9 protein-coding genes are annotated in these 23,663 nt (G+C 50.8%); 2 read left to right on the forward strand and 7 right to left on the reverse strand.

The annotated features are described in order from the left end of the window. Window positions 1-38: 38 nt before the first annotated feature. Window positions 39-3,371: a hypothetical protein gene (locus JIN87_RS03255; protein ID WP_200354084.1), complete on the reverse strand. Its 3,333-nt coding sequence runs from the start codon at window positions 3,369-3,371 to the stop codon at window positions 39-41. 238 nt (window positions 3,372-3,609) lie between these two features. Between JIN87_RS03255 and JIN87_RS03260 the strand changes: the two genes are divergently transcribed. Continuing rightward, window positions 3,610-7,506 (forward strand): hybrid sensor histidine kinase/response regulator, encoded by a 3,897-nt coding sequence (locus JIN87_RS03260; protein ID WP_200354085.1) that lies wholly within the window; start codon window positions 3,610-3,612, stop codon window positions 7,504-7,506. Here JIN87_RS03260 and JIN87_RS03265 read toward each other — a convergent pair. The 4 genes from JIN87_RS03265 to JIN87_RS03280 form a co-directional block, all read right to left on the reverse strand. After that, on the reverse strand, window positions 7,503-11,171 hold the full coding sequence (locus JIN87_RS03265) for a hybrid sensor histidine kinase/response regulator (protein WP_200354086.1): 3,669 nt from the start codon (window positions 11,169-11,171) through the stop codon (window positions 7,503-7,505). The two genes, JIN87_RS03260 and JIN87_RS03265, sit on opposite strands and share 4 nt — an antisense overlap. Window positions 11,172-11,205: 34 nt before the next feature. Further along, window positions 11,206-12,621 carry a hypothetical protein gene (locus JIN87_RS03270; protein ID WP_200354087.1) on the reverse strand — a complete coding sequence of 472 codons (1,416 nt, stop codon included), beginning with the start codon at window positions 12,619-12,621 and terminating at the stop codon, window positions 11,206-11,208. Between the two features lie 88 nt (window positions 12,622-12,709). Continuing rightward, window positions 12,710-14,539 carry a sodium:solute symporter family transporter gene (locus JIN87_RS03275; RefSeq protein ID WP_200354088.1) on the reverse strand — a complete coding sequence of 610 codons (1,830 nt, stop codon included), beginning with the start codon at window positions 14,537-14,539 and terminating at the stop codon, window positions 12,710-12,712. A gap of 177 nt (window positions 14,540-14,716) precedes the next feature. Beyond that, window positions 14,717-16,192, reverse strand: coding sequence for an arylsulfatase (locus JIN87_RS03280; RefSeq protein WP_200354089.1), 1,476 nt, complete (start codon window positions 16,190-16,192; stop codon window positions 14,717-14,719). 185 nt (window positions 16,193-16,377) lie between these two features. Between JIN87_RS03280 and JIN87_RS03285 the strand changes: the two genes are divergently transcribed. After that, window positions 16,378-19,419, forward strand: a complete 3,042-nt coding sequence (locus JIN87_RS03285; protein WP_200354090.1) for a glycoside hydrolase family 2 TIM barrel-domain containing protein — start codon at window positions 16,378-16,380, stop codon at window positions 19,417-19,419. A 177-nt stretch (window positions 19,420-19,596) separates the two neighbouring features. Here JIN87_RS03285 and JIN87_RS03290 read toward each other — a convergent pair whose 3' ends face one another. Together JIN87_RS03290 and JIN87_RS03295 are read right to left on the reverse strand one after the other, a co-directional pair. After that, window positions 19,597-20,493 (reverse strand): alpha/beta hydrolase fold domain-containing protein, encoded by an 897-nt coding sequence (locus tag JIN87_RS03290; protein WP_200354091.1) that lies wholly within the window; start codon window positions 20,491-20,493, stop codon window positions 19,597-19,599. Window positions 20,494-20,646: 153 nt separating this feature from the next. Beyond that, window positions 20,647-23,631 (reverse strand): TonB-dependent siderophore receptor, encoded by a 2,985-nt coding sequence (locus JIN87_RS03295; protein WP_200354092.1) that lies wholly within the window; start codon window positions 23,629-23,631, stop codon window positions 20,647-20,649. Window positions 23,632-23,663 lie beyond the last annotated feature (32 nt).

Genomic DNA, 23,663 nt, shown 5'->3' on the forward strand with positions numbered 1-23,663 from the left:
CCTGTATGCTAGTGCAATTTAGCTAACCAACTAATGAACTAGAATCTAAATGCATTCGTGATTGCCCACGTACGTTCTGGAGCGACGCGAACCTGGCCAGTGGTTCCGTCAGGATTTCTCTTGGTGATGATCAGGTCATCTTCGCCAAGAGCGTTGCCGAAGTTGAGACGAGCACTCCAATTAACATCCTGACCAAACAGGTTAATTTTGCGTTCGTATCCACAGTTCAAGCTCACGTAGTGCGTATCGGAGGTGAAGTATGGGTTTGCGATATCCGCCACGGTGTTTCCGTTCTCGTCTACCGTGTTTGCATACCCAACTGCCCTTTCATCGGTCCAAGTTACTGCGCCACCAACATGGAAGCCCTTGAACTTGCCTTCGCTGAATCGATAGCGCGTTACGAAGTTCGCTTTCCATTCGGGCATCTCTGGCAGCAAAGTACCTGACTTTCCTGCTTCAGATTCGATCTTGAATAGCGTTTCCGTACGGTACTGCTGAAGCCAGCCAGAATCCTGACCAATCGCAGGGTTACGAGCCGCTGTGAAAATCGCGGGACCGTAAGCATTCTCCATGTTTTGGAGGAAGGTATCAGCGAATTCTAGCTCCAACGCTCCTACACCTGCTCGCACTGCCTCTTGTTTCGAAGCAGAAAGGGACATTCTCCAATTCTTGGTAGGATTGAAGATAGCCTCTAGCTCGACCCCTTCAGAAACAGTGTCCGAGATGGAGCGCAACTGTGGAATGGAGTCTGGGCTCAGGGTGAATGTTCCATCTCCATTGTCGACGATAGCCGGGTCAAACTGGCTATCCGGACCAAGGTTCAACTGATCTGGCAGAGCTCCGTAGAATGCGTTCGCAGCGTCTACAAAGCTGTTGAAGCCAAAAGTATCCCAACCGTAGAACGGATCGTTGATGTCAATCCCCACGTTGTGAGCGTCTACGAGACGAGTCATCATGCCTTGAATGTAGCCGTACGGATTTGCGCCTGCATTGACAGAGGACTTGGTCACTGCGGTTTCATACCAAGTCGCACGAAGGTCTAGCTTCCCCTTTAGGGTAGACAGGCTAAAGCCATATTCTTCAGTCTCACCTTGTGGCGGTCCAACATCCTCATTGTAGATGTTGCGGCGAGCACCTGCAGGAGTGAAGTTCTCAGACTCGTTCCAGAAGAAACGCAGTTCACTCTCCAACGGCAGATCAAAGAGCAGATCCTCGGGGAAAAGCGCGACAACACTTTTCGTCCAGCTATCAATGGACAGCTCTGGGTCATCGAGCACGTTGAAGACTTCACGAGTCAAGTCACCGTTTGTAGAAGCGTCACGCGCTGTGTCGTATTCACCAATGGAACGATTTGAAGTGTCCTCACGGTAGCTCAGAAGCGTAACCACGTGGTTGTCGAGGAAATGCCCTTGGTGAGCGATCGACATGGACTCAAATGATTCCTTGTTCTCGCGATAGTTCGCAGTGATACGCTCTGGCAACGCTGTAATGGTGCGATGGGTACGAGGTGGCCCAGTGTAGACTTGCAAATCGTAGCTGTCGCCAAACTCCGGACGAGCAGTGCTGATTGGTGTCAAGCGAACGTCGCTGAGGCTATCCAAGTCAATTGTTGGACCACCGATATAGAACCACGCGTTGACCTGAGCACGGAAGGTACCCGGCTCACCAGCGCTTGTATTGATTTCGTAGTCCCCTGCGAAACGATTCCAGGAACTCTTAAACGACTCATTCACCAGGTCGTACTGCGAATCCTGATACAGGCCAGTCAGAGTGTGTCTTCCGAGGGCATTTCTCCACCATGAAGCCCCATCCTCGCGGAAATCGTGCTCGATGAACGCAGTCGCTCTATAGGTTTCTCTTTCGCGATTATTAGTCACGTCGCGGAAAGCATCACGCGTTGTGATGAACGGACGCGAGAAGTTCGGATTGAGAATTGGCTCCTCATTGTTGTCCCTGACCGAAAGCGTACGGTTCAAATCGATAAACACTTCTGTGTTGTCTCCCGCGATCGGGATGTCGTGCACGAGCGAGTACTCTTGCTTGTCATAGGCGAGCTCGAAACCGGCCTTTCCGTCCAGGAAGAGTTGCTCCAGAGCAAGATTGATCGCGTCAAAGTCCTTCTCTTGGTAGTCAAAGGCTCCAGTCAGCAAGTGATTGTAGAAATCGAATACATTGCGGTCGAGCAAACGAGTACGCGAGTAGCCCGCACGATTACGATTAAAGTCACCTGTGCCTCTCAAGAATCCGCCTCCAGGATTGGATACACCTTGGATACCTTGGATTGATGAAAGATCTCCAGAAAGCCCAATCGATGCAGTGCTGCTGTTGGGGTCCGCGTAAATAAGAGCCAATTGAGCAAACAGAGGAAAGCCCTCTACCCAACCGTCAGGCCTGTTGCTATTTTTACCGGAAGGAATGATTACTTCGCCTGGCGTAAGGCTCCCTGTCGCATTGTCACCAGCGATACGCTGGCGGTTGTGACCGTTGAGATACCACTTGCCCGCGTCAGTATCGCTGAACCAACCAGCCGTACTCATCATCGGAGGCAGCGGATTCGGAGGAGTACCGTCTATCGTGCCATTCTCATAGCTACCGCGAAACGAAGTACGGCCCAAAACACCGTCCGAGTCACCTTCTCTCAAGATAGCGTTCGCAGAGAACGTGAAGCGTTCGTCCTTCTCGTTTGCCGGATTCTGCTTGAACTTACGATTCTCGGTCAACAGATCGACTCGTACCGCGAGACGATCCTCAATCACCTCTCGGTTCAGATTGAGCGTGTGACGATAGGATCCATGGCTTCCGAAACGCGTACTCAAATTAGTACGGTCTCTAAATGAAGCAGGGTTTAAGCTTCCGTCGATGATGCCTCCAGGATCACCCGCACCAGCAAGGATAGCATTCGGACCGCGAACAATTGTCAGCTGACCGGAGTTGTAGCTATCAAATGGAATATCCGTAGCGAAGTAATTTCTGGTCAGGGTCGCGCTCGCGAGTCCTCGTACGCGATTCGTCCGAGCTGCCTCGACTCTGGATCCGACATTGTCTTCGCCGCTGAATCCGCCGGAAAAGTTTCCGTCGATTCCCGCGACCTCGGTGCTCGTGGTGAACTTCAAAGCCTCCTCGAGACTTGTAGCGTCGATGTCTTCAAGGAAGTCCTCTGTGTACACAGCAACAGAAGCTCCGACATCCTTGAGTTCTGTTTTAAGACGAGTGCCAGCCAAGGTACTGCCGGCACGATAGCCAGAGTCTTCTTCTGCGCTTACCGTGAAGGGGCTGAGGGTAAAAACCTCCTCCTCCTCGTCGTTTTCTTGAGCCAACGCATAGGGCCCAACGAGTGCTCCCGCCAAGAGAGCGAATGGGATCTTTTTCATAGGTTTGATAGGGGGTATAGTAGTTCTAGCGAAAAACCTACTTTAGCAGCCCCCTCGCCCTTCTCGGTATCAATAATGTTGCATCTGTTTTCTCATTTGTGCGATACACTTAAACCGTTACCCTGCAGCTTCTTACATGCGCTTTGTTTTTATGTTTCGCACTTGATTCGAGTCGAATTGTATAAGAGCGTTTGAACCTCGGCAGCACCCCCTTTCGTTTCTGTCCAACCTGTATTTCATGAGGAAAGTCATACCAGTTTTCGTATCCCTAGCTCTCGCCAGTCTTGGCTTGGCTGAACGCCTCCCGTTCAACGAGCGGAGCTCTCCGAACCGTCTCACCGAACATTGGCGCTGGACTGAACTGGAAGCCCTGAAAGGGAGCGCGTTCACATGTGCCGCAGAAGACGAAAGTGAGGTTTTATGGTTCGCGGACCAAAACGGCCTCAGCTCCTACGATGGGCTTACCCTTAAGAATTTTCCCTTCCCAGAAGGACGTCTTTCACACAGCCCTACAACCCTCTTCATCGCGAGCGACCAAACCATCTACATCGGCGGACGAAACGAGGTGACCTCGTATAAGGATGGCGAGTGGAATGTGGTTTTTCACTACGAGACCAACTATTGGGGAAAGCAGAACCTGCACGAACTCGAGGACGGCTCCATCCTCATCGGAGCGCCACGGGGACTCTACCTTAAGAAAGAAGGCAAAGAAGCAGAACACATTTACACATCCGGGTCCGCGTTCTGCGGTTTGTTCGAGCACAAGGGTGCGATATGGCTTTCGGAATCCCTTAGTCGAAACGTCTACAAGCTACCAATCGCAGATGGCGAGCTCGCTCCACCTCGAGAATGGACGATCTACACCTTGCCGGGACGAAACGCGAAGCCGCGCTACTTCGCTTCAGACCGGGACGGGAGACTCTGGTCCACAAGTTCAAACGCTAACTTCTCCGCCCTAATCTATGACGAAAACTCAGACGAATGGGTAACAACCGATATCGGCATCCCGACCGGCTCTTTCCGTTACCAGGAACGATGGATCACCCAGTGCCACGATGGCAATCTAGCTATTCGCACACTGGACGGACTCATCTGCCAACAAGGCGATAATTGGATACAGCTAGATAAGTCCGAATACGACCTCCCGACAACCGTCCCCTTCATCGTCCATCGAAAAAACGGCAACACGTTAATCGGAAGCCAGCGATCAAGCATCTACGAAGTGCAAACTTCCGGTAGAAGTTGGCGTACCTACTCGGAATTGAACTTCCAACTGGAAAGTCAATCCGGCCACCTCTGGTTTATCAGCCAAGCAGGTGAAGTGGTTCAGCACTCACCCCAAGACGACACATGGCATACCTACCCAGGCAGTATCGACACCCCAACCGCCCTCACTGAATCCAACGACAATACAATATGGGCCCATGGTTCCGATCGGTCCCAAGCAGCGATCGCTATACTCTCTAACGATGAATGGTCCATCCGCCGCTATCCACAGCTCGGCCCTCGACTGTGCTACCTGTCTTCCCACCCGAGCGATGATGGAAAAATATACTTCGGCTCAGGCCTCCTGCCAGAAGAAACAAGGGCGAACAGCAGAGGCGGTTTGCTCGAACTCACGATTAGCGACGGTCGTTTTAATGAAAGGTTGATAAGCGACGAACCCATGCCCGTTAGAACCTACGGCATCACGCAGACTCCCGACGGCAGTCTTTGGATTGGCGGACAAGGACTCACGAAAATCGAATCCACAGTAGGCGAACCCAATATCCAGTTTCCAGATACGTTTACTTCGCAGTGGATAGACCATCTCATTTGCGACTCTAGAGGCAGGCTCTGGATCGCTCTCTGGGGGATTGGCATCTACCTCTTCGAGGACGAACAATGGACGCTTTTCGACTACTCATCGGGACTATCGACCAACAACGTCGTATTCCTGATGGAGCACAACCAGCAACCGGGCGTAATCCTCGCTGCCACTGAAACCGGAATCGCTCGATTCACAGATGGGAAGTGGTCCCATCGCCCCCTTCCTGAAGAACTCCACATCGCTCGGGAAAACTGCACACTCAAGCAGAGCTCCGACGGTTCAATTTGGATCAACTTCCTCACAAAACCTTGGTACAACCAGCTATCAACCACTCTACAGTCGGAAATAGAGCAAATCCCCCTCATTCGCAGCATTCGCTACACTCCCGAGAAAATCGAACCAACGACCACGATAACCAACTTCCAGGAGAAGATTCCCGAGCCCGGAAACGCATACGTGTCATGGAGCGGCCTAGATTCCTGGGGGCAAACACCAAACAGCTTCCTGGAATATTCGACCCGAGTCAATGCGGGTAGCTGGTCCCCATTTAGCAACGACACCGACATCCTAATAACCAGCCTGAAGGCCGGAGAATACACCTTTGACGTGCGAGCTAGAGACTTCGACGGCAACGTTCAATCTAATCCTTCCAGTATCATCTTTTCGGTTACGGCCCCCATTTGGAAACGCCCATGGTTCCAAGCGCTCGTCCTAGCGACCCTCATTTTCATAACCTATCTCATCACCCACATCATCCGCTTGAGGATTCGCCACATCAGAGAAATCGAAGAAATAAAAATCAATTTCTTCACAAACATATCCCATGAGCTGCGAACGCCGCTCACTGTCATCTCCGGCCCTCTTGAAAGCGCGCTTGAATCCGTCAATGAAGGAAAGGTGAAGGAGCAAATTTCTCTCGCTCTCAAAGGAGCCAGAAAGACGATGCACCTAGTCGATCAACTTCTGGATTTTAGAAAGTATGAAAGCGCGCATTGGCCAAGCCGCCTCGTCCAAGGCGACATAAGTGAATATATCCGCGAGGCAGTCCTACTCCACAAACCCTTAGCGATTCGAAAAGGCCAAAGCCTGAGCTTTCACTCAGACATAAGCATCGAGACCTCCCAATACGACGAGGAGAAGCTTCCAAAAATCATAGACAACCTGGTTTCCAACGCATCCAAGTACACCCCAGACGGAGGAACGATCACTGTCACCGTACGAGAGGACTTACTTCCAGAACACATCAGTATTCAAGTTAAAGATACAGGCCAAGGAGTCCCAATCTCGGAGCAAGAGAGCATTTTCGAACCCTTCAACCGATCCTCTAGCAAGAATAGGCTCCGTGAAAAAGGGACGGGACTCGGACTTCCACTCACCCGCTCACTCGTCCACTCCCTGAATGGAAAGATAGAACTAGTAAGCCCAGTTCAAGATGGCCGCGGCACACTTTTTACCGTTCATCTACCTATCCTTTTCGTAGAGGCGGAAGCCGGGGAAAATTCGAAGCTCGATAGCTCAAACGAGATAACCGACAAAAAACGGATTCTAATTGTGGAGGATGATCTAGACATCCGGAGCTTTCTACGAATCGAGCTCTCTGACGACTACCAGGTAATCGAAGCCATCGATGGGAAACAGGCGTTCGATCTCGCTCAAAAAGAAGTCCCAGATCTTGTCATCACCGACGTAATGATGCCGCAGATGGATGGACGCGAACTCTGTACAAAACTCAAATCCGATGAGGCGACGAACCATATACCAGTTATCATGCTTACCGCTCTCACATCAGACACAGCAAAGATACGCGGGCTGGAAGCATCGGCCGATGACTACATTACGAAGCCTATCAAGCCCGCATATCTAAGACTTAAGGTTCAGAACCGTTTTGCCACCAGAGAACGTCACATCAAACGCTACCGGAAAGAGTTTCTCAAACCGGAAGCTCCCATCAAGCGTCCTGGCAACAAGGGGCAGAGCGAGGAATTCGTAGAAAAAGCGATCACTCTCATCGGGGAACACCTAGCTGATCCCGAGTTCGATGTACAAAAGCTCTCAGACTCTCTAGCAATGAGTCGATTCACACTCTACCGAAAGCTCAAGGCCATGACCGGAGAAACGCCCAATGTAATGATTCAGAAACTACGAATGAAGCGGGCTGCGGAGTTACTCCTCGAAGACAAAAACACGATCTCAGAAGTAGTGGATCTAGTGGGGTTCCGAGAGCTCAGCTACTTCAGTAGCAGCTTCAAAAAGCACTACCACTGCAAGCCCTCCGAATACAAAACCATGTACGAACAGGAGAGAGACAAGGCTCAGGTTCCTTAAATCGCCGACTTCAGATTCTTTTCCAAAACGCTCGTAAGCGCTGCGAGCTTTATGGGCTTTGTCAAATACCCATCGAATCCCGCCCGACGAATCCGGCTTTCATCGGTCTTCATTGCGTAAGCAGTCTGCGCTATGACCTTAACATCAGGATCTATGGAGCGAATCCGCTTTAGCGTTTCGAACCCATCGATACCGGGCATCTTGATATCGAGTAGAATCAAGTCGAAGCCAGAGTCTTCCTCGAATAGATTGAGCCCCTCAAGCCCACTCTCAGCCCAGACCGATTCGATACCAAGCTTGCGCAAACAAACCTGAAGAAACTCATAGTTCACAGGTTCGTCTTCAATCACTAAGACTCTTCTTGTAAGATCAAATGCATTACGATTTTCAGACCGTTTCTTCTTAATCTTTCGATCAGCTAAACGAAGTGGCAGACTCAAAACAAAAACAGACCCCACTCCAACCTCGGATTGGACCTCCAACTGTCCATTCATTAAACCGGCCAGTTTCTTACTTATCGCCAACCCAAGTCCAACGCCACGCTTTGCAGCGTCATTGTCGACTTGCCTCTTAACAAACTGCTTAAAAATCAACTCCGTATCCTCTTTTGGAATACCGGGACCAGTGTCTTCGACGAAAAAGCGTATTGTGCTCATTTCCCTATACACACCCAGCTTGATGTAGCCGTCTTTGGTGAATTTCAGGGCATTGGTGAGAAGGTTGTCCAGGATTTGCTTGATCCGCGAACGATCGCCAACAACCCACAGATCCTCTTCTTCTAACCGATTCTCTAGCGCCCACTCGATTTCAGAACCTCCCTCAATCAAAGAGAAACCTGAAAACACATTTTCAATGAACTCATTCAAGGGAAACGAAATCGGTTCAATCGTCATTTGTTCCGCGGCAATCATAGAGAAATCCATGATATCGTCGATCAAGGTAAGAAGTGAGTCGGAATTCTCACCCACAATTTCCGCGTACCTTTGTCTTTCTTCCTGATCGAGTTCAAACTCGTTAATCATGACACTGAAACCAGTGATCGCGTTAAGAGGAGTTCTGATCTCATGCGAGAGATTGGTTAGAAACTGAGATTTCAATCGATCCGACTCCTCCGCCTTATCCTTGGCATCGACCAACTCCTTCGTTCGTTCCTCGACCTTTATCTCCAGTTGCTCGCGGTGGTGCTCAAGCTGTTCCTGGTATTCGACAAGTTCTTTCGTTTTCTCCTCAACCAAGCCAGACAGCCTAAGCCTATCGAGCTTTAAGCGTCGCTCACGCCCTCGAATGTAGAGATAAACGAGCACAGTAACCCCAGCTAGCAGAGCCGAATAAAACCAATAACTCATCCAAAATGGCTGGGCGATAACTACAGCGAGTTTCGCCCCTTGCTCATTCCAGACACCGTCATTGTTAGAGGCTTTCACCCTGAACAGATAAGAACCCGGGTCTAGATTCGTGTAAACCGCACGACGGTGAGACGCATTCGTATAGATCCAATTCTCATCAAAACCGACAAGCTTGTACGCGAACTGGTTTTGCTGAGGGGACGTCATGCTAATCCCTGTAAACTCAAACCTCAAGTGGTTCTGATCCCAGTTTAGTTCCAATTCCTCCAGCGAGCTAGGCTGTACGTTGATTAACGCATTTTTCGATCTATGGCTCAACTCTTCTCCAAAAAGGAAGATCCTATTGATGTAGGCAAATGGCAGGTTTGGGTTTGTGGACAGTCTTTCAGGAAAGAAACTGCTAAACCCCGTCGTCCCTCCGAAGTATAGCCTACCATCCGTAGCGGAACAAAACGAGTTAAGGACAAATTGGTTCCCCTGTAGACCATCTTCCTTATAAAACACATGACTTTCCCTGGTATTCGGATCTAATCGACAAAGTCCATCCTCAGTACTTACCCAAACCTCGTCTGGATTCACAATGTGGATACTTCTTACCCTCGAGTTAGGAAATACATCTCCTTTGCTGTAGTGAGCCAAAATATCACCCGATTCGCTTACTTTATAAAGTCCATCATTGAAGGCTCCAACATAGTAAGAGCCGGAGTACAGGTCGTACTCTCCAGCAGAGAAATCGACTATTTCATTAAACTTCTCAGTACTTTGAGTTTCCTCGCGCCACCTGTAGGTGCCGTCCTGCCCCGTGAAAAGAATCTCCCCCTCCCTTGGGATTGAGAGATTAGTGTTCCGAGGAACACCCACATCCAACGTCCTTTCAATTTCTCGAATAGATTTACCGTATTGATCTATGCAATACAAACCATCACCAAGAGAGGATATCCAGATTCTATCTTTCGAATCAATTTCGAGATCCCAGAGGCCAACCTTCTGCCATTTCCTGAAACGTTCCATGCTTTCCTCATCAAAACGATACACACCATCTTCATTTTTCAGGACAAACAGACCACTATCCCAAGTCGCGACCCATACACGTTGATCACTGCTCTTTGCCATCTGCCGTATCACCCCAGAACCAAAATCCAATTCCAAGTGCCTGATCCGTCCATTTTCTGGCTCAAACAAATAGATGCCACCTCCATCAGTCCCGACGAGAACGTTTTGATCCTCGTCCTCGAGGAAGCAATTCACGACCTCATTCAACAAAGAGCCAGTTCCACTCGGCGAGGTTCGTCCGACTGATCTGAAATTCAAAGAATGCGGGTTGTAGTAGTCGATACCCGACCGAGAGTGCCCAATCCAAATAATCCCTTCGTAGTCGACATTCACTGACACAACACCATCAGATGTAAGACCATTTCCCGTACCATCCGAAAAGGACTGGTAGGTCACCTCTCCCGTTTCTAGACTCAAAAAATTCAATCCCCCCTGATCGACAAGTATCATCAGAGTCCCTGGCTCGTATTCCACAACGTCTCTAACATTCCTTCCCGATATCCCTCTCCCATCGATCCCTTGCGGAAACTCAATTGCCTCCATTTTTTCCGGAAAGAACTCCCAAAGGCCATCTCCTATCGAGTGTACCCAAAACCTCCCCGACATATCTTCGTAGATCTTCCGGTAGGTGGTTCTGCGCTTTGGAAAGACCTCGTGCCCCTCATAGATTCCCGTTTTTAGATTCAACTTCCACACTCGAGAACGCGAACCAACGACCCACATATAGTCATCCCCAATTGGAGCCGCATAACAGAGATGTTCATTCTGTAGCTCATCTTGCTCAAGTACCAAGGGTACAAACCTATCGTTCTCCTCATCATATCGATTAACGGAATTTTGGGCGACTACCCACACCGTTCCGTCGTCCGTCTCCAAAACTTGCTCTAATGAACTGCTTCCTAAACTGAGCGAATTTAGGCCTTCATGCTTGTATCCAACAAACGAATCGTCCTCCCGATTGTAGCGATTCAATCCCTCTGTCGTCGCGATCCAAAGCCTACGCTTAGAGTCTTCGAAGATTTTCTGAAAGACCCTGCCCTCCAGTCCGTTCTCTCCAAACAGGTAACGTTTGAATTCGTATCCATCATAACGAAGCACCCCCATACCATTTTGACCTATCCACAAGTATCCATAGCTATCCCTCTCAATCGTTCGCACTCCCCGCATTCCCAAATCCGTCTCTAGGTGGGAGAACTGAAGACTACCCATGACTGACGTTTGAAGAAACGCTAAGAGTAAGCCAAAGAGGATGGTCGATCTGGTCATACGAGGTGGGGGTATTGGATTCAGTGCTATCTATTCAGTTTTCATGTAGCCAACTTCGCTCCAACGGAGCCTCTGCCTTTTGCTTTTCCGACTGAATCTTATCTACAAACAAAGCCATTAAGTTGCGTTGTTCAACAAAGGCCAACTCTATGTATCGATTTGCAGGCATCCCAGACACATCTGTAATAACGCGCTTAAACATAGATACCACATCCTCTTTCTTTTTTTTCGCCTTCAGTTCAACTCTGAGAGCATCGACCAGCTCGTCACCCTTTCTTAGGTACAAATCGAGTAAAATCAACCGAGCCCCCCAGGAAGAGTTAAAACGGACTCCATCCCACACGGGATTCGCGTCCTCGCTTGGCGGATTTCCTTTAGGCTCCCGCAGTTCGGACTCTTCCCAATTCAAAAGGTCAAGCCCGACCCCGAGCTGGTTCCTGTAGGAACGAAAAACGGAACGAGTCACGATGTCGTTGTAAACTCGCTCATGCCCGTAACGGTTTACAGATACGATATCGTTCAAGAAGGACGCCAACACCGCGTCGAACCACTTACGGTTTTTCACCTTGAAACTACGAAGTGACATCTCTTGGCGGAGCAAACTGGCGAAGCCCAACTCGAACCGCTCGTGCCTTTTCGATACCCAACTATAAGGATCATACAAATGACGCAGGTTCTTGATGTAGGAGCGACGCAGGTAGTCTACCTGATCGTCAGGGAGAGCACGCGAGTCTAAAATGATTGGATACGATAAGCGAACATCGTTGAAATAGTCTGTCCTCATGTTTCCTGGCAAGCCGCCTGATTCGTGAAACCCCTTTTGAGTATCCAAATCGAGACCTTGATACTTGTGGACCTCGTAGTCCCATCTCTTTATGTCCACCTCCCAATGCGTCTTCACTCTTCGATGCCATTCCCCGTCCTCCTCATCGAAACGGATGTGCTCGGCGTACTTGTTGTCAGGCTCGCCTTCTCGATTTAGAGTGTCGCGATCCCAAACGATAAGTTCATCGACATGAAAAAACGGTTTGTTACGGAGTCGATTGTAGATCGTGACCTCTTTGTTGAGCTTTTTCATCACATCGACCTTGAAGCCTTTGATTCCAAAACTTGCCGCTAGATCGATGAGTTGCTTCGCATGCTCCTCGCCATCCTTCAAATGGAAGGCGATCGTCTTAGACTCATAGGCAAGAAGCATATCATGAAATCCACCCAAAATTTGAGGCATTTGATAGTGGAAGTCGGATACAACTGTATTTGACTTGGTGTACTCCTCACCAGTCATCCCATCGATGACCTTGATGTCTCCCCCATACTTCGTGAAACCATCAAGCATGACGAAAAACTCTACATCATGCCCTTCCTCATACGGCGAACGTTGTCCCTGTAGTGTTGTTACAGATACGAGTAGAAAATAGACTATTGCTTTTGAGTAGGTGTAAAAGCTCATAACAATCCCCGTTTTTCAAAAAAAAGGATCGAAGAGTCGGCCAGAACCCGGGACCCGCCATCGTCCAGCCAACTCTCCGAAAATTGAACTACCAGAAGACGATATAGAGTCCGATCGTTGCGAAAACGACGCACCAACCGAGGATGGCGGCTATTTTCGAACTTTCCAGCGAGATCGCCGCCTGGTTAGGAAGTTTAAAATTCTCCTTCAACGGATTCATCAGAGTCAGGACTCCAAGAACCAAGAACACGCTGAAGATGGTGATCGCCATACGATCGAGGAACGCGACATCAGAGGCGAAGAAGAAGAGAGCTCCATAAACAACAGGGCTCGTGATCAAACCAGCGACACCACAATTTCGAGGGGCCTTCTTCACCGCAAAAGCGAAAACGAAGATACCGAGAATACCGGGCGATATGAATCCTTGGAACTCCTGGATAAACTTAAAGATTCCTCCAAAATTCGGATCGGTTAGAACAGTGGTCAACGCGCAGCCGATTGAAACGAAAACCGCCACGCATACGCGACCGACAGTAACAAGCTTCTGATCAGTCGCATCCTTATCAAAGTATTTGCGGTAGATATCCATCGAGAAGATGGTCGACGCCGCGTTCAACATCGATGCGAGCGAACTGATCACTGCTCCAGTAATCGCAAGGAGCACAAATCCCAACAGGCCGCTCCCCTCGGGAAGAAGCCTCTTGAGCAAGAGCCCAAAAGCGCTGTCGTACTTGTAGAGCAACAGCGTTTCTTTGCTTGTGGACGAACCTGCGGCCTCGGCTAAAGACTCGACCTTCGCATTGTATGCAGCGATCTCAGCCGCCTTCTCAGGTTGTGCCGTTTCGAAGGCGCGATCGTACTTGAAAAGCGTATACGTTCCAGAAGCAGCCGGATCGTCCTTCAGTTCCTCGTAGAGTACCCACGCTTCCTGGATCTTGCTATCATCCGCAGCAATTTCCTTCATATCGCCACTGAACAGGTTGAAGGCGATGATGCCCGGGAAAACGATCACAAACGGGACGATCAGCTTCAGAGCCGCCGCAAACACGATTCCCTTCTGCCCTTCGGCAAGCGACTTAGATCCCAAAGTACGTTGCGTAATGTATTGGTTCAAACCCCAGTAGAAAAAGTTAGGTATCCACAAACCAACCACCAGTGCCGTCCATGGAATGTTTTCATCGGTCCGAGGCAGCACCATGTGCAGCTTGTCGCTGTTGATCGCGAAGAACTTCTCCGAACCAGAGGAAGCGTCCGTCAACCCTGCTGCCGCAATATCGGCCGTATACGCCAGTTCCGAAATAGGCGTTTGTCCGAGCATAGTGAAAGCGAGGTAGGTGATAACGCCTCCGCCCACAATCAACGCGGAGCCCCAAACGAGGTCAGTCCAAGCACAGGCTTTCAGGCCGCCCACGGCCACGTAAACAGCAGCAAGCAAGGCAATGATCACTCCCGCAAAAAGTAGGTCCAAACTCGGGTAGAGCGTGGTGATCAACAACGCTCCTGAGTATATCACCGCCGATATGTTCACGACAACAAGAGTCACCATAGTGATCAACGCCATGACGAAGCGGGCGAAGGAGCTGTACCGGTATTCCAAGAACTCCGGCACGGTATAGATTCCGGTGCTAAGAAACTTCGGCAAGAAGACGAACGCTACGACAACCAAGGTGATCGCCGCCATCCACTCATAGCTCGCAATCGCCATGCCGAGATAGTCTGAGGCAGAACCGGACATGCCAACGAACTGCTCCGTGGAAATATTGGCAGCGATTAAGGAAAACCCGATCAACCACCAAGGCAGCCCCCTGCCGGCCAAAAAGTAGCCTTCGCTTCCGCTGGAAGACTTTCCTTTGTAGATGCCAAATCCGATCACGAGGATCAGACCCAACACGAGTATCAAAATATCAATCGTTGACATGATTTCGAAGAATAGCGGTCCCACTGTGGGATCCGCTGAAAGGGGTTGTTCAATGGAGTAGCAATCGGAGTCAGCCCGATTCCCAACCCTACCGAATTAAGGGCTCTAGACGGTAGAAAAGATGTTGCACGGATTTGCGCTGATGTGCCTCGAGCCCCTTGCAACGTCGCGCCCCCATTACATTGGCCTCGAACGCTTCACTAAGGGAAAACCATCATGTTTTGTTCTCGCCGAGTCGATTATTTGTTCCATCCTATCCAAAATCTCCGGATTCGCCTTTGCTACATCGCTTTCCTCTTCCGGATCTTCTTTGAGATTATAGAGCTCCGTTCGCTTCCCGACAAAACGAACCGCTTTCCAATCACCCATTCGCAACGCCTGCAAAGGCCCTTGCTTCTCGTTGAATTCCCAATAACGGAATTCCCGATTCCGCTGACGTTCCACATTTCCAGTAAGCGTCGGAGCTAAGGAAATTCCGGTTACTGCCGGATCGCTCGGAACCACTCCCGCCAGCTCGCACACGGTCGGCAAGAAGTCTTCGAAAGCGGACACCAGGGGCGTGGCCGTGCCTGCCTTCACCACTCCAGGCCATCGAGCCACCATCGGCACGCGTATGCCGCCCTCGTAAAGATCGCGCTTGCCGCCCCGGTAGCGCCCGTTGCTATTGAAGAAACGATCCCGCTTCTCGTATTCCGGCCCATTGTCGCTGGTGAAGAGCACGATGGTGTCCTCGTCGAGCCCCATTTCCTCCAGACAATCGAGCAGCGCTCCGATATCCCGATCCATGCGTGAAACCATTCCAGCGTAGGTCACATTCCCCTCGAGATCGTGCACATAGTGCTTCCCTTGGGGCATCGGCCGCTCTGGCCAACCGAGCCCCAGGTAAGGAGCTTTCGAGTCGTCAGGCACCGTGAGTTCGTAATGCGGAGCCGTATAGGCCAGATAGAGAAAGAATGGGCTCTGGTCATTTTCCGCCTCCCTGACAAAGCCCAGGGCTTCCTTGGTGAAAAGATCCTGCAGGTACTTGCCGGACTTCGTCTGCACGTCGTTTCCTTCAAGCGGTTCGGTCTGCTCTCCGCGCCATGGCTCTGGCCAATAGTAGTGATGAGCTTCTTTATGCGTCCGGTAGCCATAGAAAAAGTCGAACCCTTGTCGTGTCGGCAAGCCCTCTTCGCTCCCCTCCGCAAGGCCCCACTTACCCACGACCCCAGTACGGTAGCCCGCTCGCTTCAGCTCCTCGGCCACAGTCACGTCAGAGTCCGTTAGGTCAATCGCCTCACCCGTCGCAGTCCAACGCGGGTTCCCCCGCACCGTCGCCACCCCTATGTGCTTGCCCGTCATCAAACTGCAACGCGACGGCATACACACAGTGGAGCCCGCGTAGTGATCCGAAAAGACCATGCCCTCTTTCGCTAAACGATCTAAGTTCGGCGTCTTAATATGGGCCTGCCCATTGAAGCCGACATCCCCATAACCCAGATCGTCGGCCATGATGAGAATGATGTTTGGCTGGTTTTCTCTAAGCTTCCGAGACGCCTTAGCGTCATCATCAACCAAAGCAGCTGATAGCGAATTAACAAGTGCTCCGATCAGCAAACACGGCAGGATCAACCAACCAGAAAATCCGAATCGTTTGAATGGGTACAAATTCATTCCTAGAGGTTAGCACCACTTTCACATCTCAACCTAGGACTCTTGCTCCTAAAACTTGTATTCACACTTCAAATGCCCTGAATTCAACCTCTCTTCGAGCCCAATCCAATAGTTTGCTGCAATTCTACATGCCTTTGCGTCAAAACGGATAACGCCCTCAATCATGTTCCGATAAGATAGGTGGTATGCATTGGGCCATATACCTCAAACAGACTCTATTCTACGTTCTCGCCACAATCTCGATCATCACCGCAGGGACGTCGAGGGAGACCATCAATCTCAACGATGAGTGGAGCTTCCACCTCGGAGACCTCGATGGCGCCCAAGCACCTTCCTTTACCGACGACGACTGGCGTGTTCTTTCCGTCCCCCATGACTGGGCCTTCGAAGCCGCATTCCGGCCAAACGCCGCACAAACAGATCGCGGCGGGTACAAGCCCGGAGGCATCGGCTGGTACCGACGCGAAATCGAAATGCCCGAGTCTTGGAAAGGCAAAGCCATCCGCATCCAATTCGATGGTATCTATATGGACAGCCAAGTCTGGCTAAACGGGGAAAAACTCGGCGGCATGCCCTACGGCTACCTCTCCTTCGGCTTCGACATCGCCTCCAAACTCAAGCCCGGGAAAAACACCCTCGCCATCCGCGTCGACAACTCCAAGGAGCCGAGCGCTCGCTGGTACCACGGCTGCGGCATCTACGCTCCAGTCAATCTCGTCGTCACCGAGCCAGAACGCATCGCCCACGACGGCATCTACATCACGACGCCAGAGATCACCGACGAAGAGGCCTCCGTCCAAATCGAAACCGAAATCGACGCTCCCAAAACTAAGGGCCTCACCCTCGTCACCCGAATTATCTCCCCTGAAGGTAAGGAAGTCGCCCAAGCAAAAACGCGTCTCGACTCCGCTACTACAACCCAAACGATCCGTGTCCCCTCTCCACAACGATGGGACGTCGATTCCCCTTCCCTATACACTTGCGTTAGCCAAATCGTGAAAGGCGGCAAAGTCCGCGACACCGTCGAAACCCGCTTCGGCATACGCCAGATCGCATGGGAAACCGAAACCGGATTCTGGCTCAACGGACGCAACCTCAAGCTCAAAGGCGTCGCCGACCATCTCGAATGCGGCCCCGTCGGAGCGGCTTCACCCGAGGCAATCATTCGCTGGAAACTCGAACTCCTCAAGTCGATGGGCGTAAACGCCGTGCGTACCGCCCACAACCCACAAGTCCCGGCGTTCTACGATATTTGCGATGAAATCGGCATGCTGGTCATGGACGAGATTTTCGACGGCTGGCGCAAAAAGGCAGACCAAGACTACGGCGCCCGATTCTTCGACCAACATTGGGAAGCCGACCTAAGGACCTGGCTCAAACGCGACCGCAACCACCCTTCCATCATCATCTACAGTGTAGGCAATGAAACCCGCGGGGAAGTCGGAGCTGATATTGTCAAAGTCTGCCACGAAGTCGATCCCACCCGCCCGGTCACTTCTGGTCACGCCGCACCTGACGTGATGGATGTTCACGGCGTCAACGGCGGCTCGGAACGCCAACGTTTTTATAAAAAATTGGAGCTCCACCACCCCTTTATCGCCACCGAAGCCCCACACACCTGGCAAGTGAGGGGATACTACCGCAGCCGTACCTGGTGGCGTGATGGCTACCCCAACAAAAAACAAGATCCCTTCCCCCTGCCCGACCTCACGGAAAAGGAAATCTTCACTTACGACTGGGCACCCGCCTCCGAGAAAACCTCATCCAAACAGGTATTCAATTCCTCATACGACAACGCCATGGTCCGTATCTCAGCCCGCAAGAACTGGGAACTCATGCGCGACCTTCCCTGGTACTCCGGCCATTTCCGTTGGACTGGATTCGACTACCTCGGCGAAGCTGGATACGTCCACGGCGGATGGCCCTTCCGCGCTTTCATGGGTGGAGCGCTCGACCTAGCAGGATTCAAAAAAGACCTCTTCTATTTCTACCAAAGCCAATGGACCAACAAGCCCATGGTCCACCTCCTGCCCCATTGGACACACCCGAAAATGGAGCACGGCACCCTCATCCCGGTCTGGGCCTATTCCAACGCCGACGAAGTCGAACTGTTTCTAAACGGGCGCTCTCTCGGCAAGAACAAGCCGGGCACTCAAGCCTTGGAAATGCAATGCGAGTGGTTCGTCCCATGGGAACCCGGCACCCTAGAAGCCGTTGCATACAAGGACGGCGTTGAAGTCGCCCGCGCCAAGCACGTCACCGCCGAAACTCCGGCACGTATCACTGGATTCAAAAAATCGATACAAGCAACAAACGGAGAACCAGAGGTTGCTGTCGTAACCGTCAAGCAACAAGACAAGAATAGAAACTTCTACCCTTATGGCGAAAACCGTATCGCCTTCCACCTCGAAGGCCCCGCCAAAATCCTCTCCCTTGAAAACGGAAACCCTGTCGATACCGAGCCCAACTTCGGACAAAGCTCACGCCGAGCTTTCTTCGGAGCCCTTCGCGCCTTTGTCCAACCCACCCAAGAGAAGGGAGACATCGTCTTGCGGGCTGGAGCGATCTTAGGTGAGCGACGCCAACTTACCTCCGATCTTGTATCCATCAACGTCAGGACCGTCGCTATTCGCGGAGCCAAAAGCGAAAACAAGCTACGTATCCACTACACAACCGATGGCTCGACGCCCACCACCGAAAGTCCACGCTACAAAAAGCCATTCCCCGTCTCACTCGGTACAACCGTCAAAGCGCTTGTTCTAAACAAGGGGGAAACGCTCTTCACCCTTGAAGAAACATTTGCCGAGAACCTCGGGCTGCACTGGTACGCCCCCGGTGAAAAGACCACCGTCGACGCCTCAGGCCTCCAAGCCGAAGACGCCAAGCTCTCACAAAACTGCAAAAGCGATATGGTGGTATCCGGCCACTACGGTACCGGTTACGCCATCGTCCCCCCAGGAGACTCCGTCCAGTTCTATCAGGAGAACGACGGTAGCAACGGCCAATACGCCCTACGCATCCGCTACCAATCAAGTAGAGAGACCAGTATTGAGCTAAAAGTGAATGACTACGATGTACAAACACTTGAGGCCAAGAACACGAAAGCGAAGTGGAAGCAAATCACTTCGACTGGACGGATTCTCAACGGTGGAAACCATATCCAGATCAAGAATACAGGAGAAACCGACATTCTCCTCGACGAGCTAGAAGTCAGCAGCAACTTCTAAGTTTACATTCACAATGTCTAGTGTGGGATCAGCGAACTATCTCACACTTTCCTGTGGTTTGAAATCAAGTGGGAAGCGGCCTTGTGCCGCGATTTGGAGCGAAATATTCGCGACACAAGGTCGCTTCCCACAAAATATCTATGTGTAACGAACTTAGTTGGCACTAAATTAGAGCTTCTATCTTTCCGACGATTTACCGACCTTAAACAATTGTTCATTCGTCTTCGGAGACAAAGTTGGTTCTCCTTCCAAGTACCCTAGTTCGACGAGGAAACGATCGGCTTCAATCAATGTAAGATCCTTCCATGGCTGCCTGTTAAAAAACGCATGATCTTTGCCAGGAGCCATCCACAGCTCCAGGCCATCATATTGGAGCGACTCCAATTTCTGCTCAACCTCAGCCCACCCTTTTAACCACTTGTCTTTTGTCCCAAAAAATACAACGGCTGGCGGAAAATTCTCTTTGAGATGCTTTAGGATATGGACTTCGGGATCCCGAGAATCGACCGCCCCGAATGCAGGATTGAACAAGACGTACGCTGCTACCGATGTATCGTAGGCATCCGAATCATTAGGGTCGTTCAATCCCGGATTATTAGTCGCTAGCATACAGATATGTCCACCAGCAGATCCTCCTCCCGCGATGATTTTTTCGGGGTCAATTCCTAACTGGTTTCCGTTTTCCTTCATCCACCGGATCGCGCTCTTTGCATCCACAATACAGACACGCTTCCGAGATACCCCTTCAACTTGATCCTTCTGCTTTCCAGCAAGGGTATAGCTCGCAGTCGCCGCTACTAGACCGCGACTGGCAAAATATGCGGATTGGTAACGAAAGGCCTTCAATGACCCCTTTCCCCAGCCACCGCCGTGAAAGAGAATCATAGCGGGTCTCTTGTCCGAAGGTTCCCAGTCTTCCGGAAAATAGATCTCCACATCCAACGTCACGCCGTTCGCCTCCTTGTATGTATAAGCCTTCCCCGGTGCGGGATCGGCGGCTTGATTGGCACAAACTGAAAAACTCGAAATCAGGAGAAATGAGAGTAAGGCAACGATAAATCTCTTTGACGTCATAATGGATGAAATGAGTGTGTCTAAAAATGGAAACAAGTTTCAAAAGTGATTTTGGAATCCCAAAAGCAAAAAACACCGCCAACCTCTTCAGAAAGTTGACGGTGTTCGAATTTGATAACTGAGCTTCGGCCTTATCGGCCTAGCGACCAGTTCTTAAAAATCAGTCTGAATGGAGAAGACGAATTCTCGAGGAGCGAACACAACAGTGGATTCGTAATGCCCATCGTAGATCATGTTAATGGGTGACCACTCAACCTCGTCACGGAAGGCGTTTCGCACATTGACTTGGAAGCGGTAGTTACGCTGACCGATCTTCGTTTTGTAACTCGCATTCAGATCCGTAGAGAAATTATCACTACCATAGACATTGTTTCCATCTAAATCCTGAGTAATCACTGGCTTGTCGACGTATCGCAGTCCACCGCCAATGGTTAATCCCTTCAGGTTTCCATCGTTGAAGCGGTAAGTCGTAAAGAGGTTCGCCTTGTTACGACGCAACCCGATCACACGGTCTGACTCGCGGAGCACTTCGTTGAGACGGCTTTGAAAACCATCGATTTCATCCTGGAGAGTGCTTCCACCGTCGTTGGTTTCTACCGTATCAAGATAGCTGAGACCGTCCGGATCATTAGGATCAACCCGATCGAAGGAATTCCAGAAAGGAAGAGCGGTATCGTTTGCCCACTTCTGGATGCGCGGCGCTACGTTGTTTACTTCGCGATCCGTCCAAGAGTAGTTCAAGCGTACATTCCAGTTGTCAGTTAGACGCCCAGTCAGGTTGACCTCATAGCCTTCCGTTTCTGAATCGACAGTCAATCCGGTTCCTTGCACTCGATAGGAATCGCCCTCCGCTGCAGTGATCAGGCCATGATCAACAAGAGCGTCCACAATGCGATCCTGACGCATCGATACCCAGCTTTGTACACTTTCCAGTTCGGTCTCATTGGTCTGTGCCGCCTCGAAAGCAGAAGCAGACAGATAGAGGCGGTTATCGAGAAACGAAGCTCTGAATCCAAAGTCATTCCCCTTGCCCTTAGTAGTGTCATTAAACGCGCCATCTGGCACGTAACGTATTGCTAACGTGGGGACACCTATACTTTCGGAATCATTGTAGAAAACCGAGAAATTAGGAGTGAAGTGATAGACGCCTCCAATCAGAGAAGTATCACCTGAATAGGAAGTGAATGAAGCGCTTTCTGTATCTCGCACGACTCCTAGCTCTGTCTTCTTGCTCCCATGAAAGGTGAAGTCGACATCGTCTTTTCGGGTTCCGTACGTTGTGACAAAGCGGCCATCCAACCAGTAGTTTTGCATAGCGAACATGTGCGAATCATTGGAACGAACATAGTCGTCGCGGCGTTGGAAGGTACGGAACTCGGTAGTCAAGCTCGCCCCATCATCCAATGTAACGTTTACTGGAGCCCAATCCGCAACGATGTAGTCAAGCGGATTGTTCAGATCAGTGACATAGTGGCGACGATAGAATCGATTTCGCCCATCGGTGATGTTCGCATCGCCAGGTCTGGGCAAAACGCCGTCAATCAAAGCCATCTCCCGCTGCTGGTCCAGCTCGCGAGTGTACTCGTTTTCCTCGTACAAAAAACCAAAACGGTGCCGCCCAAGAATATTTCCCATCTTCTCAGAATTTAGTTTTTCCCGCAGATCTAGCTCGTAGGAAGCTGTAATACGGCCCGCATCATAGAGCTCTGGCGTTTCGGTTTGTTGATAGTTCGTCTCGAAATACGGAAGTCCCGCATACTCGTTAACAACGGGATTGTTGCGATCTGGCAGGTTGTCGGTCGCGCTGGCGGAGGGCAACCAGAGATTCGGATCGCCTTCGAGGTTCGAAACGAAATTTGAGCGAACCATCCAATCGACATCGTTGCGAGTTGCGGATAGCTCGACATGGAAGTCCTCTGTAATCTCCTGCTGGATACTGATGAACTTGTTCTCGATCTTATTGTCACGAAAAGCGCCTGGGCCGAGTACATTGACGGCAAATATGCCATCCGGCTCCGTTACAACACTTCGTCCTCCATTAAAAAAGGTAAGAGTGCTACCATCGGGAAGCGCGCCAACTTCCTTTGGCCACTCAGCACGAACCATCCCGCGATAGTTTGCCACAGAGTTACTCTGCTCGTTCAAAACCCAGTAGGCATCCCCTTTGGAGTTATTGGTACCTATCAATTGCTTGAGATACTGATGCTCATCAGAATCGAGATCCGGATTGAATGTACCATTCTTTCGAAGGCCCCAACCGCCAGCCAAGAGAGGCGCTCCAGCATCCTGCCATTTCTCGGCGCGATTGAAAAAAGTGAGCGGTCGAGCCTTCTCCGACTTTTGCTCGTAGTTTTCGTACTCAAGCGAAAGAGTCGTCTTCTCAAACGGCTTATAAGTGAGAGCTACGGAATAGGCGTCGCGATCATCGAAGGTGTAGGTTCTCCACCCTTCTTCTTCATGATGAAGCGCGTTGAGCCTGACCGCTAGCTTGTCCTCAAGGACGACATGATTGTAGTCGAATTCGACCCGGTTCTTGATCTCTGTACCGCGGCTGAGCTTTATGGAGCCGGAGTTCTTGTTGACCTGCGCCTTTTTGGTCGAGGCGTTGATGATGCCGCCCGGAGACCCGAATCCGAAAAGAATAGCGTTCGGGCCACGCGATTCGTCAAGACGTTCAATGTTGTAGGAATCGGAAGCGTGATTGTAATCGAAATAGTTTCGAGCTCGAGTCGCGGAAAGACCGCGAATGCGGAAGTTGAATCCCGATGAAGCTTGCACAGAAAGATTTCCAAGACCGTGTCGGGTGTCTTCCGTCGATTCGATCAGGTTGTTTGAATACACGGCAACATCAGCGAGATCGGTGACGCCGAGATCATCCATGAACTCCTTGGTGAAGACATCGACCACTGAGGAAACGTCCTTCAGCGAAGTATTGAGTCGCGAACCAGCGAGCGTATTGGCGGCACGGTAACCGCTGTCTTTTGAACCGTCCACCTGGAAGGGGCTAAGCTCGAAGATGTCTTCCTCTTCCGCATCAGTCGTATCGCTCTGCGACCAAACCATACTTGGAGCAGTTAGCAGCAGTAGGGCTAAACCAATCGGCTGCGAAGTTTTTAGGAGGGGCTTCTTTTTCATCATAGAGGTCAATGGGGTCATCAAGTTTGCATGAG

Origin of the sequence: Pelagicoccus mobilis, from assembly GCF_016595505.1 — a bacterium.
Classification (GTDB): domain Bacteria; phylum Verrucomicrobiota; class Verrucomicrobiia; order Opitutales; family Opitutaceae; genus Pelagicoccus; species Pelagicoccus mobilis.

Coding starts and splice junctions, on each gene's coding strand:
- JIN87_RS03255 (WP_200354084.1), bottom strand. CDS start 3,371: ATGAAAAAGATCCCATTCGCTCTCTTGGCGGGAGCACTCGTTGGGCCC.
- JIN87_RS03260 (WP_200354085.1), top strand. CDS start 3,610: ATGAGGAAAGTCATACCAGTTTTCGTATCCCTAGCTCTCGCCAGTCTT.
- JIN87_RS03265 (WP_200354086.1), bottom strand. CDS start 11,171: ATGACCAGATCGACCATCCTCTTTGGCTTACTCTTAGCGTTTCTTCAA.
- JIN87_RS03270 (WP_200354087.1), bottom strand. CDS start 12,621: ATGAGCTTTTACACCTACTCAAAAGCAATAGTCTATTTTCTACTCGTA.
- JIN87_RS03275 (WP_200354088.1), bottom strand. CDS start 14,539: ATGTCAACGATTGATATTTTGATACTCGTGTTGGGTCTGATCCTCGTG.
- JIN87_RS03280 (WP_200354089.1), bottom strand. CDS start 16,192: ATGAATTTGTACCCATTCAAACGATTCGGATTTTCTGGTTGGTTGATC.
- JIN87_RS03285 (WP_200354090.1), top strand. CDS start 16,378: ATGCATTGGGCCATATACCTCAAACAGACTCTATTCTACGTTCTCGCC.
- JIN87_RS03290 (WP_200354091.1), bottom strand. CDS start 20,493: ATGACGTCAAAGAGATTTATCGTTGCCTTACTCTCATTTCTCCTGATT.
- JIN87_RS03295 (WP_200354092.1), bottom strand. CDS start 23,631: ATGATGAAAAAGAAGCCCCTCCTAAAAACTTCGCAGCCGATTGGTTTA.